This window comes from Agromyces aerolatus, from assembly GCF_031432255.1.
Lineage (GTDB): Bacteria > Actinomycetota > Actinomycetes > Actinomycetales > Microbacteriaceae > Agromyces.
The window spans coordinates 321,200-334,142 of sequence record NZ_JAVKGQ010000001.1 but is presented as its reverse complement, the minus strand read 5'-3'; the positions used below and the strand labels follow the sequence as shown (position 1 = coordinate 334,142).

At 72.6% G+C, this 12,943-nt stretch carries 11 protein-coding genes; 6 read left to right on the top strand and 5 right to left on the bottom strand.

Annotated features, from left to right (window positions below):
* Nucleotides 1-234: 234 nt before the first annotated feature.
* Nucleotides 235-2,361 carry an acyl-CoA dehydrogenase family protein gene (locus RH864_RS01585; protein WP_310515742.1) on the top strand — a complete coding sequence of 709 codons (2,127 nt, stop codon included), beginning with the start codon at nucleotides 235-237 and terminating at the stop codon, nucleotides 2,359-2,361.
* Between the two features lie 122 nt (nucleotides 2,362-2,483).
* Here RH864_RS01585 and RH864_RS01580 read toward each other — a convergent pair whose 3' ends face one another.
* Nucleotides 2,484-2,657: an HPP family protein gene (locus RH864_RS01580; protein ID WP_310515741.1), complete on the bottom strand. Its 174-nt coding sequence runs from the start codon at nucleotides 2,655-2,657 to the stop codon at nucleotides 2,484-2,486.
* Nucleotides 2,658-2,879: 222 nt separating this feature from the next.
* On the bottom strand, nucleotides 2,880-3,893 hold the full coding sequence (locus tag RH864_RS01575) for a malate dehydrogenase (protein WP_310515740.1): 1,014 nt from the start codon (nucleotides 3,891-3,893) through the stop codon (nucleotides 2,880-2,882).
* Nucleotides 3,894-3,941: 48 nt separating this feature from the next.
* Here RH864_RS01575 and pip point away from each other — a divergent pair, with 48 nt between their 5' ends.
* The gene (gene pip, locus RH864_RS01570) at nucleotides 3,942-4,916 is read left to right on the top strand and encodes a prolyl aminopeptidase (protein WP_310515739.1); all 975 of its coding nucleotides are present in this window, start codon (nucleotides 3,942-3,944) and stop codon (nucleotides 4,914-4,916) included.
* A gap of 74 nt (nucleotides 4,917-4,990) precedes the next feature.
* The gene (ypfJ, locus tag RH864_RS01565) at nucleotides 4,991-5,872 is read left to right on the top strand and encodes a KPN_02809 family neutral zinc metallopeptidase (RefSeq protein WP_310515738.1); all 882 of its coding nucleotides are present in this window, start codon (nucleotides 4,991-4,993) and stop codon (nucleotides 5,870-5,872) included.
* 18 nt (nucleotides 5,873-5,890) lie between these two features.
* Here the strand turns inward: ypfJ and RH864_RS01560 are convergent, their stop codons facing one another.
* Together RH864_RS01560 and RH864_RS01555 are read right to left on the bottom strand one after the other, a co-directional pair.
* Nucleotides 5,891-6,592, bottom strand: coding sequence for an alpha/beta fold hydrolase (locus tag RH864_RS01560; protein ID WP_310515737.1), 702 nt, complete (start codon nucleotides 6,590-6,592; stop codon nucleotides 5,891-5,893).
* A 2-nt stretch (nucleotides 6,593-6,594) separates the two neighbouring features.
* A complete protein-coding gene (locus RH864_RS01555; protein ID WP_310515736.1) occupies nucleotides 6,595-7,554 on the bottom strand; it encodes an EamA family transporter in 960 nt (319 codons plus the stop codon).
* Between the two features lie 102 nt (nucleotides 7,555-7,656).
* Here RH864_RS01555 and RH864_RS01550 point away from each other — a divergent pair, with 102 nt between their 5' ends.
* From RH864_RS01550 to RH864_RS01540, 3 genes are read left to right on the top strand one after another with little or no spacing between them, the layout of a single operon-like run.
* The gene (locus RH864_RS01550) at nucleotides 7,657-10,194 is read left to right on the top strand and encodes an HAD-IC family P-type ATPase (RefSeq protein ID WP_310515735.1); all 2,538 of its coding nucleotides are present in this window, start codon (nucleotides 7,657-7,659) and stop codon (nucleotides 10,192-10,194) included.
* A gap of 46 nt (nucleotides 10,195-10,240) precedes the next feature.
* Nucleotides 10,241-11,182, top strand: a complete 942-nt coding sequence (locus tag RH864_RS01545) for a helix-turn-helix transcriptional regulator (RefSeq protein ID WP_310515734.1) — start codon at nucleotides 10,241-10,243, stop codon at nucleotides 11,180-11,182.
* Entirely contained in the window at nucleotides 11,179-12,138 is a 960-nt protein-coding gene (locus RH864_RS01540) for a helix-turn-helix domain-containing protein (RefSeq protein WP_310515733.1), read from the top strand. The genes RH864_RS01545 and RH864_RS01540 overlap by 4 nt, the downstream gene beginning before the upstream one ends.
* On the opposite strand, the gene RH864_RS01535 is transcribed toward RH864_RS01540, so the two are convergent.
* Complete coding sequence (locus RH864_RS01535; protein ID WP_310515732.1) at nucleotides 12,135-12,500, bottom strand: DUF7882 family protein; 366 nt, start codon at nucleotides 12,498-12,500, stop codon at nucleotides 12,135-12,137. The genes RH864_RS01540 and RH864_RS01535 overlap by 4 nt on opposite strands.
* Nucleotides 12,501-12,943 lie beyond the last annotated feature (443 nt).

Sequence of the window (12,943 nt, the reverse complement as noted above, 5' to 3'; positions counted from 1 at the left end):
GCGGGGCCGGCGGGGTCCGCGGTGTCCGCGGGCGCTCGGGACGACACCTGGACGCGCTGAGCGCTTGTCGGTCCTGGCTGGCCGTGGCGGGAGATGTTTGTAGGACCCGCACAGTCTTCGCCGAGACGGGTCAGGCCGGGCTTGTAGGGAAAAGACCGCCCGTTTCCGGTGAACTGAGACCCCGGCCTAGCGTGAGGGCAGCACGGCCACGAACCGCTCATGGAGGATCCTTCGATGGTTGACACGGCTTCCCGCACCGACGAGCTCTCGCCCGAGGCATCCGCCCCGCCGGCGCCCGCCGACACCGCAGCCGCCCCGATCCCGGCGCCGCACGCGCCCGCGTCACCCAAGGGCGAGCCCAAGGTCGACGTCGAGGCGCTCGGACGGCACCTGCTCGGCACCTGGGCCGACATCCGGCTCGCGGCGCGCGAACGCGCCGCGCACCCCGAACTGCAGCGCATCGACGGGCAGTCGATGGACGACCACCGCGAGCGCGTGCTCGGCCAGCTGAAGCTGCTCGTCGAGCAGGGCGCCGTGCACCGCGCGTTCCCGAAGGAGCTCGGCGGCCACGACGACCACGGCGGCAACATCGCCGCGTTCGAGGAGCTCGTCATCGCCGACCCGAGCCTGCAGATCAAGGCCGGCGTGCAGTGGGGGCTGTTCGGCGCGGCCGTGCTGCACCTCGGCACGAAGCCGCACCACGAGAAGTGGCTGCCCGGCATCATGTCGCTCGAGGTCCCGGGCGCGTTCGCGATGACCGAGACCGGGCACGGGTCGGACGTCGCCTCGATCGGCACGACCGCGACGTACGACGAAGCGACCGAGGAGTTCGTCATCCACACGCCGTTCCGCGGGGCATGGAAGGACTACCTCGGCAACGCCGCCGTGCACGGCAAGGACGCGGTGCTCTTCGCCCAGCTCATCACCAAGGGCGTGAACCACGGCGTGCACGCCTTCTACGTGCACCTGCGCGACGCCGACGGCAACTTCCTGCCCGGCATCGACGGCGAGGACGACGGCCTCAAGGGCGGCCTCAACGGCATCGACAACGGGCGGCTGCACTTCACCGACGTGCGCATCCCGCGCGAGAACCTGCTCAACCGCTACGGCGACGTCGCGGCCGACGGCACCTACACGAGCCCGATCGCGAGCCCCGGCCGGCGATTCTTCACCATGCTCGGCACGCTCGTGCAGGGCCGGGTCTCGCTCGATGGTGCCGCGACCGCCGCGGCCGCCATGGCGCTCACGATCGCCATCGAGTACGGCACGCAGCGCCGCCAGTTCAACGGCGCGAGCGACACCGACGAGGAGGTGCTGCTCGACTACCAGCGGCACCAGCGCCGGCTGCTGCCGAAGCTCGCGACCGTGTATGCGCAGACGTTCGCGCACGACGAGTTCCTCGTGAAGTTCGACGAGGTGTTCTCGGGCAAGGCCGACACCGACGACGACCGTCAGGACCTCGAGACCATGGCGGCGGCGCTCAAGCCGCTGTCGACCTGGCACGCGCTCGAGACGCTGCAGGAGGCCCGCGAGGCGTGCGGCGGCGCCGGATTCCTCGCCGAGAACCGCCTCGTCGGCCTGCGGCAGGACCTCGACGTCTACGTCACGTTCGAGGGCGACAACAACGTGCTGCTGCAGCTCGTCGCGAAGCGGCTGCTGACCGACTTCTCGAAGCAGTTCGCGGGGGCCGACGCGGGCGCGCTCGCGCGCTACGTGGTCTCGCAGACCGCGGAGCGGGCGTACCACGGCACGGGCCTCCGCCGGCTCGCGCAGACCATCGCGGACTTCGGCTCGACGGCGCGTTCGGTCAGCGAGCTCCGCGACGAGGAGACGCAGCGGGAGCTGCTCACCGACCGCGTCGAGACCATGATCGGCGAGATCGCCGGCCGGCTCCGCGAGGCTCGCAAACTGCCCAAGGCCGAGGCGGCCGCGGTGTTCAACCGGAACCAGAACGAGCTCATCGAGGCGGCCCGCGCACACGGCGAGCTGCTGCAATGGGAGGCGTTCACCCGGGCGCTCGCGCGCGTCGACGGCCCGGGTACGAAGCGCGTGGTCACCTGGCTGCGCGACCTCTTCGGGCTCGGTCTCGTCGAGCGGCACCTCGCCTGGTACCTCATGCACGGGCGGCTCTCGCCGCAGCGCGCGCAGGCGGTCACGGCGTACATCGACCGGCTGGTCGAGCGGCTTCGCCCGCACGCGCTCGATCTCGTGCACGCGTTCGGGTACACCGACGCGCACCTGCGCGCGAAGATCGCGACGGGCGCCGAGCAGGAACGGCAGGACGAAGCCCGCGCCTACTACGCGGCCCAGCGCAAGGCCGGCACGCTCCCGGTTCCGGGGAAGTCCGCCAAGCGCGCCTGACCGCGCCCGCGCGCCCACGCGCCGGCTCCGCGGGCGGGCGAGGCGACGGCGGGCGGATGTCTCGCGCGGGCGGGCGAGGCGACGGCGGGCGGATGTCTCGCGCGGGGGCCGGCAGCGACGGGTCAGCTCTGCGCTGGAGGCTTCATGATCGCGCCCGCGGCCAGTCCCACCGCGAGCCCGGCCGGAAGCCACAGCCAGAACCCCGTCCAGAGGCTGATCGCGACGCCGACGATCGCCCCCACGACGATGCCGGCGATGATCTGCTTGCGACGTGACGCGTTGACGGGTTCGGGCATGCTGCCAGCCTAGACGCGCTCGCGCGAGACATCCGTTCGCGCCTGAACTGCATGCCCGCGCATCTCGCGCCGTCTCCCTGCTCAGGAAACCCGGGGCGAAACGCCGGCCATATGCCTGCGGCGCGCCGAGCCGACGAGGCTCGTTCCTGTACAGGGAAGGCGCCCGCGCCCCCGCGCCCCCGCCCGGCGCCCCGCGCCCGGCGCGGTCGTACGATCAGCCGGTCAGGCGAAGCCGAGCTCGCGCACGGTGCGGCGCTCGGCGTCGAGCTCGGCGACGGATGCCTCGATCCGGGCGCGTGCGAAGGCGTCGACCTCGACGTCGGGCACGATCCGCCACGCACCGCCGTCGCTCGTCACGGGGAACGACGAGACGAGCCCCTCGGGAACCTCGTACGACCCGTCGGAGACGACCGCGGCGCTCGTCCAGCCGCGCTCGCCCGTGCCCAGCACCCAGTCGCGCACATGATCGATGGTGGCCGACGCGGCCGAGGCGACCGACGACGATCCGCGCACCTCGATGATCTCGGCCCCGCGCTTCGCCACCCGCGGGATGAACTCGCGCTCGATCCACCGGGCCGCAGCCTCGGCGCCGCCGTGCCGGGCTGCGAGCAGCTCGGTGACGGGGGTGCCGCCGGCCGTCGCGTGCGCGACGTCGGGGAACTGCGTCGCCGAGTGGTTGCCCCAGATCGTGAGGCCGCGGATCTCGCCGACCGGCACCTCGAGCTCGGCGGCCAGCTGCCCGAGCGCGCGATTGTGGTCGAGCCGGGTGAGCGCGGTGAACCGCTCCGACGGCACGTCCGGCGCGGCGGCACGTGCGATCAGCGCGTTCGTGTTCGCGGGGTTGCCGACGACCGCGATGCGGACGTCGTCGGCCGCGTGGTCGTTGATCGCGCGACCCTGCGGCCCGAAGATGGCACCGTTGGCCGCGAGCAGGTCGCCGCGTTCCATGCCGGCCGCGCGCGGCCGCGCACCGACGAGCAGGGCGAGGTTCGCGCCGTCGAATGCACGCGCGGCGCCGTCGGTGACCTCGACCTCGTCGAGCAGTTCGAACGCGCTGTCCTGCAGTTCGAGCGCGGCGCCCTCGGCCGCGCGGATGCCCTGCGGGATCTCGAGCAGCCGCAACCGCACGTGCGTCTCAGGGCCGAGCATCGCGCCCGAAGCGATGCGGAAGAGGAGGGCGTAGCCGATCTGGCCGCCCCCTCCCGTGATCGTGATCGTGACGGGTGCGGCAGTCATACCGCGAGCCTACGCCGGTCGTGCGAGTCCGGCTCGTACCGTGGGCGCATGAGGGACCTGTACCCGGAGATCGAGCCGCTCGACACCGGCATGCTCGACGTGGGCGACGGACAGCACATCTACTGGGAGATCTCGGGCAACCGCAGCGGCAAGCCCGTGGTCTTCCTGCACGGCGGGCCCGGTGGCGGCACGACGCCCGAGCACCGCCGGTTGTTCGATCCCGAGCGCTACCGCATCGTGCTGTTCGACCAGCGCGGGTGCGGCCTGTCCATCCCGCACGCGTCCGAGCCCGACGCCGACCTGTCCGCCAACACCACGTGGCATCTCGTGGCGGATCTCGAGCGCCTGCGAACCCACCTCGGCATCGACCGCTGGCAGGTGTTCGGCGGCTCGTGGGGGAGCACGCTCGCGCTCGCGTACGCCGAGACGCATCCTGAGCGGGTCACCGAGCTCGTCCTCCGCGGGATCTTCACGCTCCGGCGCGCCGAGCTCGACTGGTTCTACGAGGGCGGCGCGGCCGCGCTCTTCCCCGACCTGTGGGAGGAGTTCCTCGCCCCGGTGCCCGCGCATGAACGCGCCCACCTCATCGAGGCGTACGGGCGGCTGCTGCACGACCCCGATCCGGAGGTGCACCAGGCCGCCGCCATCGCCTGGTCGCGCTGGGAGTCGTCGACGATCACCCTGCTGCCGCAGGCGGACACCATCGCGAAGTTCACCGCCCCCGAGTACGCGACGGCGTTCGCGCGCATCGAGAACCACTACTTCCGGCACGGCGGATGGCTCGCGGAGGGCCAGCTCATCCGTGACGCGTCCCGGTTGCGGGGCATCCCCGCGGTGATCGTGCAGGGCCGGTACGACGTGTGCACGCCCACGATGACCGCCTGGGATCTGCACCGGGCGTGGCCCGAGGCCGAGCTGCGCATCGTCGACGACGCCGGGCATGCGTTCGACGAACCCGGCATCCTCACCGAGCTCATCGAGGCCACCGACCGGTTCGCGCGGGCGAGCGAGCGCGCCGGCTGACGAGCGCGCGAGGTCGCCTCCGGTGCGGCGTCAAGCCCGAGCCGCCCGGAACAGGCCGGGAGTAGCGTCACCGCATGACGTTCAATCCCGATGCCGACATCAGCCGTGGTCGAGCGAGCAAGCGCGGCCGCACGACGGGCATCGCGGTCGGCGGCGGACTCGGGGTGATCGCGCTCTTCGTGCTCTCGCAGTTCCTGGGATTCGACGTGACCGGGTTGCTGGGCGGCGGGCAGCAGCAGGAGTCCGCGCCCGACTCCAGCATCGAGGAGTGCCAGACCGGCGCCGACGCGAACGCGCGCGTCGACTGCCGCATGCGCGGCGCCTCCGCCTCGCTCGAGGACTACTGGCAGCAGGCCGCGCCCGCCGAGCTCGGGGTCGCCTACCGGCCGCCGCAGGACTTCGTGCTGTTCGACCAGACCGTCGCGACCGGGTGCGGGCAGGCGACGAGCGCGACCGGCCCGTTCTACTGCCCGCCCGACCAGACGATCTATCTCGACGTCACGTTCTACGACGAGCTCGAGAGCCGGTTCGGGGCCGATGCCGGCCCGCTCGCGCAGATGTACGTCGTCGCGCACGAGTGGGGGCATCACGTGCAGAACCTCGCGGGTGTGCTCGAACGCTCGCAGGACGGGCAGACCGGGCCGACGTCGAACGCCGTCCGGGTCGAGCTGCAGGCCGATTGCTTCGCGGGGGCCTGGGTGGGCAGCGCGTCGCAGACGACGGATGCCTCGGGCGTGCCCCTGCTCCGGACCCCCACGCGCGACGAGGTCGACCAGGCCCTGAGCGCGGCGGCCGCCGTCGGCGACGACCGCATCCAGCAGGCCACGCAGGGACAGGTCACCCCGCACACGTTCACGCACGGTTCGAGCGAGCAACGGCAGCGCTGGTTCGTGACCGGGTACGAGCAGGGCCCCGCGGCGTGCGACACGTTCGCGGTGGACGGGGCCCAGCTCTAGCGGGGCGTGCGGAGCGGATCAGGAACTCGGGAGCACCGACGCGATCGCCTGCCCGAGCTGCACGGGTTTCGTGAACTGCGGCCAGTGCCCGGTCGGCAGGTCGACGTACTCGACGTGGGCGACCTTGGCGAGCTCGCGGACCCACGGCTGACCTGCGTCGACCGCTTCACGCAGCACCACGCTCGGGAACTCGCACGCGATGATGGCGATCGGCACCTCGTACCGCCGCGGGTCGGTCAGCTCGATGGGATCGGACGCGACGCCCCACGGCTCGGTGATGGCGCGCGCCCGGAACTCGGCACGCAGCGCGTCGTCGAGATCGACCAGGTCTTCGTCTTGGAACACCGACCAGTCGGGCAGCGGAACCTCGCCGTCGACGACGGGCAGCTGGTCGTTGATGACCTCGCCCGGCGCAGGCGGCCCGGCATCGACGTACACGACCTTCGCGATGCGCTCGGGGCGCGCGTCGACGACCCCGTGCGCGACGCTGCCGCCGCCCGAGTGGCCCACGAGCACGACCGGGCCTTCGAGCCGGTCGACGAGCTCGGTGACCGCGGCGATGTGATCGGCGAGCCCGATGCCCGTGCGGTCGGCGCCGGCCGACTCGAGGCCGGGCAGGGTGACGGGGTGCAGCCGGTGACCGGTCTCGGCGAGGACCGGGGTCACGCGCTCCCACGATGACGCATCGAGCCAGAAGCCCGGAATGAGGATGACGTCCATGCTCAGACGCTACCGGCGCCCTCCGACACCGCGTCAGTCCGCGTGGTCCGCCGCGTCGCCCGCCCCGGAATCGCGAGCACGAGGATCCCCGTCGCGAGCACCGCGAGCCCGAGCGCGGCGGCCGCCGAGAGCTGCTCGCCGAGCAGCAGCACGCCGAGCAGGCCCGCGGTCAGCGGTTCGGCGAGTGTGAGTGTCGACACCGTCGCCGGCGCGAGCCCGCGCAGGCCGTACCCGAACAGCACGTACGCGAGCGTCGTCGTGACGAGCCCCAGCCAGAGCGCCATCGCGAGCCCCGGGCCCGTGGCCAGCCACGAGGCATCCGTCATCAGCAGGAGCGGGAGCGCGGCCACCGCGGCGACGCCGAACAGCGCCCCCACGCTGCCGGTCGAGCTCCAGCCGCGATCGATGAGCGCCTTCGCGGCGATCGTGTACACCGCGTAGGACGCGCCGGCGCCGAGCGACGCGGCGATGCCGGCCGGATCGGCCGCCTCCGTCGTGCCGTCGGTCGCGAGTGCGAGCGTGGCCACGCCGGCCGTCGCGACGACCGTCGCGGTGAGCCAGCGCCCGCCGGGGCGGCGTCGTGAGACCGCCCAGTCCAGCGCGCCGGTGAGCACGGGCGCCGAGCCGAGTGCGACCACCGTGCCGACCGCGACGCCGTTCGCCGCGGTGCCGGCGAAGAACGCCGGCTGGTACGCCAGCACACCGACCGCGCCGATCAGGACGAGGAGCCACGCGGGCAGCGCCCGGACCGTGGTCGTCGCCGCAGGCCCCGCGCCCCCGGGTGCGCGCCGGCGCCGAGCCGCGGCGAGCTGCAGGCCGGCGACGAGCGCGAGCGCGGCGCCGCCGATCACGATCCGGGCGGCCCCGACCGAGGCCGGGTCGGCGTCGGGGCCGAGGGCCTGCGCGGTGCCGGTCGTGCCGAAGCACACTGCGGCGAGCAGCACGGCCATGACGAAACGCATGGCCGGATTGTTCCACAATCTGTGTCTGTCCGCGAGCGGGGATGGTGTGCCATGCTCGACCGGATACGGGTGACGAGCGACACGAGCGAACGAGGGAGCGCGATGGGCGATCCGCACGGGACCACGGCCGAGCCGGCCGCACCCGCCGCGTCGCACGCCCCGGGTACGTTCGTCGCCGAGCGCGGCCTCACGGCGGCCGAGGTCGCCGAGCGCGTCGCGTCGGGCCGGGCCAACACGGTGACGGATGCCTCGAGCCGCAGCATCTGGAGCATCCTCCGGGCGAACGTGCTGACGCTGTTCAACGGCATCGTGGTCGCCGGCTTCACACTGCTGCTCATCCTCGGGTACTGGCAGGACGCGCTGTTCGGCCTCGCCGCGATCGCGAACGCGGTGGTCGGCGTGACGCAGGAGTACCGCGCGAAGCGCGCACTCGACCGGCTCGCGCTCATGCACGCGCCGAAGGCGCGCGTGCTCCGAGACGGTGTCGAGCAGGAGATCGAGGTGCGCGGCATCGTGCTCGACGACCTCCTCGTCGTGCGCTCGGGCGACCAGATCACGGCGGATGCCTCGGTCCTCGACGCCACGCGCCTCGAGGCCGACGAGTCGCTGCTCACGGGCGAGTCCGACCCGGTCGACAAGCTGCCAGGGGACCGTCTGCTCTCCGGGTCGATCGTGGTCGGCGGCGATGGGCTCGCACGGGTCACGGCCGTGGGCGACGCGGCCTTCGCGGCCAAGCTCACCGCAGAGGCCAAGCGGTTCTCGCTCGTGAACTCCGAGCTCCGACGTTCGATCGACCGCATCCTGCGCTGGATCACGTGGGCGATCTTCCCGATCATGGCCATCGTCGTGAACGCGAACATGCAGGCCGCCGGCGGCTGGGAGCACGCGATCGACACGGGGGAGTGGCGTGAGGCTGCCGTCGCCTCGGTCGCTGCGGTCATCGCGATGATCCCGCTCGGCCTCGTGCTCATGACGAGCATCGCGTTCGCGGTCGGCGCCGTCCGGCTGAGCATGCATCAGGTGCTCGTGCAAGAACTGCCCGCGGTCGAGGGCCTCGCGCGCGTGGACGTCATCTGCCTCGACAAGACCGGCACGATCACGACCGGCGAGGTGCGGTTCGACGCGGTGCACGCGCTCGACGACGGGCGTCCCGGCGACGACCTGCCGGAGGGCTGGCGTCGCGCACTCGCCTGGTACGGCACCGAGCCGGCCGCGAACGCGACCGCGCGCTGCCTCACCGACGAGTTCACGGATGCCTCGCCCGAGGCCTCGGCCCGCATCGAGTTCTCGTCCGCGCGCAAATGGAGCGCGGTGTCGTTCGACGACGATGCCCGCGGCACGTGGGTCCTCGGCGCGCCCGAGTTCATGTTCTCGGACGGCGACGGCGCCGAGGCATCCGTCGCCCTCGAGCGTGCCCGCACGCTCGCCGCGACCGGCCGGCGCACGCTGCTGCTGGGCTTCGCGCCCGAACCGCTCACCGAGGCCGAGACCGACCGCGCGGTGCTGCCCGCCGGGCTCCGACCCGTCGTGCTGCTGACGTTCCGCGAGGTCGTCCGCTCCGACGCCGCCGCGACGCTCGCGTACTTCGAGAAGGAGGGGGTCGGCGTCCGCATCATCTCGGGCGACAACCCGCTCACGGTCGCGGCCGTCGCGCGCGAGGTCGGGCTCGACGCGGGCGACGGCTTCGACGCGCGTGAGCTGCCCGCCGACCAGGCGGACCTCACCCGCGTGCTCGACGAGCACCTCGTGTTCGGCCGGGTGTCGCCGACCCAGAAACGCGACATGGTGCGCGCGCTGAAAGCCGGCGGCCACACCGTCGCGATGACCGGCGACGGGGTCAACGACGCGCTCGCGATCAAGGACGCCGACCTCGGCATCGCGATGGCGTCCGGATCGGCCGCGACGAGGGCCGTCGCCCGGATCGTGCTCCTCGACGGCCGGTTCTCGCACCTGCCGGGCGTCGTCGCCGAAGGGCGCAAGGTCATCGCCAACATCGAGCGCGTGTCGATGCTGTTCCTCTCGAAGACCTCGTACGCGATCGCGATGTCGGTGCTGTTCGGCATCCTGCTGTGGCCGTTCCCGCTGCTGCCACGGCAGCTGTCGATCACCGACGGGCTCACCATCGGCATCCCGGCGTTCCTGCTGGCCATGCTGCCGAACGCGAGGCGCTACGTGCCGGGGTTCCTGCGCCGGTCGCTCTCGTTCGCGATCCCCGCCGGCCTCGTCGTCGCGATCGCGATCGCCATCGTCTCCGGGCACGCGAGGGCGCTGGGCGAGCCCGAGGCGGCGGTGCGCACCGCGAGCATGGTGACGCTCGCGCTCATCGGGCTGTGGATCCTCACGGTGCTCTCGCGGCCGTTCACGTGGATCAAGGCGGCCGTGGTGCTGGCCATGGTCGCCGGGCTCGTGCTCGTGCTGACCGTGCCGATCGCGATCGAGTTCCTGCAGCTCCAGATGCCCGGGCCCGGCACACTCATCGACATGGCGATCGTGGTGCCGGCGTCGTGGGTGGCGCTCGAGGTCATCGGCCTCTGGCACCGACGGCGCTTCGGCACCGCCTCAGAGGTCGCCGCCGTCGAGCGTCACCGGGCGTCATCGCGCGGCGACGGCGGCGAGCGATCGGGCGGGACCGTCGCCTAGGCTGGCCCCACCCCCCCAGCTCGTGGGGCTGAGCGAGGAGGCTGGCGTGGCCGGCATCAGTGTCACCGGCGTCGTCGCACTCGACGCCGCCGGAGCCGAGCGCGCCCTCGAACAGTACTTCCCCTCGATCCGATTCACCCGGGCCGCGTCATCGGGCATCCGCGCGCGCGTCGCCTCCACGGCGGCGAGCTCATTCCGCGTCATCGACTACGCGTTCGAGGGACGCGGAGGCGGGGTCTCCAACACCGACGACTTCACGGTCGTGCACAGCACCGGCCGGGACTACGCGCTGAGCCACGGCCGAGCCGAGATCGCGTCCGCCGACGCCTTCCTCGCCCCGCGCGACGGACTCGCCGGGCACTGGTCGGCGGTGGAATGCGTCGCGATCGGTCTGGCGCCGGCCTCGCTCGGCGCCGTCGCCCGTGCGGCGTCGGGGCGCGAGGACCTGCGGCTCCGCCGCACGGGGTATCGCCCGGGCGACGCCGCCGCGCTCCGCCACTGGCGGGCCGTCGTCGCCGACGTGCGCGGCACCGTGGCCACCGCACCCGAGCTGCTCGGCGAGCCCATGATCGAGCGTTCCGTGTTCGAGCAGCTCGCGACCGCGTTCCTGCATGCGTTCCCCACGAACTGGCGGGACGAGCCCGCCGAGCGCACCCCGTCGGATCTCTCGGCGACCGTGCGCCGGGCCATGGACTTCGTGCACGCCCACGCCGGTGAACCGATCACGGTCCAGGACATCGCCCAGGCCGTGCCGATCTCCACGCGCGGCCTGCATTACGCGTTCACGCGCGAGCTCGGCGAGACGCCTCGCCGTGCGCTGCAGCGCGTCCGGCTCGACGCGGCGCGGACCCAACTGCGGGCCGGGAGCACTGAGACGACGAACGTGCCCGAGGTCGCCCGACGCTGGGGCTTCGCACACGTGGACCGGTTCGAGGCGAGCTATCTCGCCGCGTACGGGGAGCTCCCGTCCGAGGCGTTGCGCCGATGAACGGACCGGGGTCGAGGCCGCGACCGATCGCGAGGATCGAGCTCGCGTCGATGACGCTCGTCGACCCTGGCGCGGCCGAACAGGCGCTCGCCCCGTACTTCCCCGCACTGCGGCTCGGCAGTGGCGAGCCGGCGGAGTTCCGCACCAGGCTCGAGCTCGCGCGCGCGCCGCGATTCTCGCTCGCCGAGTACGCGTTCGAGACCCCGGGCTCGGCTCACGCCGGCGCCGAGGAGCTTATCGTCGTCGAGAGCCGCGGTGAGCGATACCGCGTGGAGCACCGGGGCCGCGAGGTCGATCTCTCCATGCCCTACCTCGCCCCCGACGACGGGCTGGTCGCGACCTGGGACACCGTGCACGCGCGCGCGATCGCGCTCGATCGGCGAGCGGTCGAGGACGTCGCGCGCCAGGCGACCGGAGACGACGGCGCGCGTGTGCACCGGCTCAGCACCCGTCCCGTCTCACGCGAGGCGGCGCGGTACTGGCAGGCGACGGCCCGAGGCATCCGGCTCGCGATGGCCGCCGCACCGGAGGCGTTCGAGTCGCCGATCATCGAACAGGCCGCCTTCCACCGGCTCGCGATGGCGTTCCTGCACGTCTACCCGACCGGCTGGCGCGACCGCGCCACGCCGCGGGCGGGCCGGACCACGGTCGCGCGCGCACTCGAGTACCTGCACGAGCACGCGGGCGAGCCGATCAGCGTGCAGGAGGTCGCCGCCGCCGTGTCGGTCTCATCGCGCGGCCTGCACGCCGCATTCGTACGCGAGCTCGGAGAGGGGCCGCGCGAGCGGCTGCGCCGCATCCGGCTCGAGGGCGCGCGCGCCGACCTGCTCGCCGCCGAGCCGGGCGCATCGACCGCGGGCATCGCCCGGCGATGGGGGTTCGTGCATCTGTCGCGGTTCGCGGCCGACTACCGCGCGGCCTACGGCGAGCTGCCGAACGCGACGCTCACTCGCTAGGCCGGCTGGCTCTGCGGTGCCTGCGGTGCCTGCGGTGCCTGGGGTGACTGGGGTGACTGGGCCGCCTGGGGTTCGGGCATCGGCGGCTCGGGCATGACGACGAGGCCGCCGCTCGCGCCCGCGGACATCGCGAGCTGCTCGAGCCAGCGACGGTTCAGCGCCGGCGCCCGGTTGCCCGAATAGATGAACTCGAGCGGCACGGCCGGGCCGAGCCAGAGCACGTATCGGCGCGGACCGTCGTCCCAGCAGAACGAGAAGTTCTCGAGCCGGCGCAGCTTGTCGATGAAGACGGCCTGCAGATGTGCGAGCGTGCGGTCGGGGATCTCGATCGCCGTACCGCCGTTGTAGACGAGAAGGCCCATGTTCATCCCATCCGCGCATCAGATCCACGTCACCGGCCAGTGAGATGGCAGAGGCGAGTTCGCTCGGGTGAGGTCGTCGTCGCGAAAGTCCCGTCGGCCGCCGTGGGTTCAGCGTACGTCGGCGAGACGAACCGCACGAGCGTTCGTCGTCATTCTGTTCCGATGACGGACATGGTTGTTCCGTGGTTCGACGCGTGCGGATCGGCTCGACGATTCACGCGACGAAGTTGCTATGATCGGGGCACCACGCCGGGTCGGCGGCGGCTGATTTTCGGGTAATCAGCCTCCTCAACACCGTGAACGGCGTGGTCGCGGGAGTTGAAGCCGGGGGGCTTGCACTTCGCTTCCGCTTGAAGACGCGCACTCCAAGGGACCTGCGCCATCGATGCCGACCGCGATCTACCCGCGTGGGGCTTCGGTGGCCGGGCCGGTGAATCCTCCTC

Excerpts from the sequence above, each read along its gene's own strand:
- RH864_RS01585 (WP_310515742.1), top strand. The coding sequence starts at position 235 with ATGGTTGACACGGCTTCCCGCACCGACGAGCTCTCGCCCGAGGCATCC.
- RH864_RS01580 (WP_310515741.1), bottom strand. The coding sequence starts at position 2,657 with ATGCCCGAACCCGTCAACGCGTCACGTCGCAAGCAGATCATCGCCGGC.
- RH864_RS01575 (WP_310515740.1), bottom strand. The coding sequence starts at position 3,893 with ATGACTGCCGCACCCGTCACGATCACGATCACGGGAGGGGGCGGCCAG.
- pip (WP_310515739.1), top strand. The coding sequence starts at position 3,942 with ATGAGGGACCTGTACCCGGAGATCGAGCCGCTCGACACCGGCATGCTC.
- ypfJ (WP_310515738.1), top strand. The coding sequence starts at position 4,991 with ATGACGTTCAATCCCGATGCCGACATCAGCCGTGGTCGAGCGAGCAAG.
- RH864_RS01560 (WP_310515737.1), bottom strand. The coding sequence starts at position 6,592 with ATGGACGTCATCCTCATTCCGGGCTTCTGGCTCGATGCGTCATCGTGG.
- RH864_RS01555 (WP_310515736.1), bottom strand. The coding sequence starts at position 7,554 with ATGCGTTTCGTCATGGCCGTGCTGCTCGCCGCAGTGTGCTTCGGCACG.
- RH864_RS01550 (WP_310515735.1), top strand. The coding sequence starts at position 7,657 with ATGGGCGATCCGCACGGGACCACGGCCGAGCCGGCCGCACCCGCCGCG.
- RH864_RS01540 (WP_310515733.1), top strand. The coding sequence starts at position 11,179 with ATGAACGGACCGGGGTCGAGGCCGCGACCGATCGCGAGGATCGAGCTC.
- RH864_RS01535 (WP_310515732.1), bottom strand. The coding sequence starts at position 12,500 with ATGGGCCTTCTCGTCTACAACGGCGGTACGGCGATCGAGATCCCCGAC.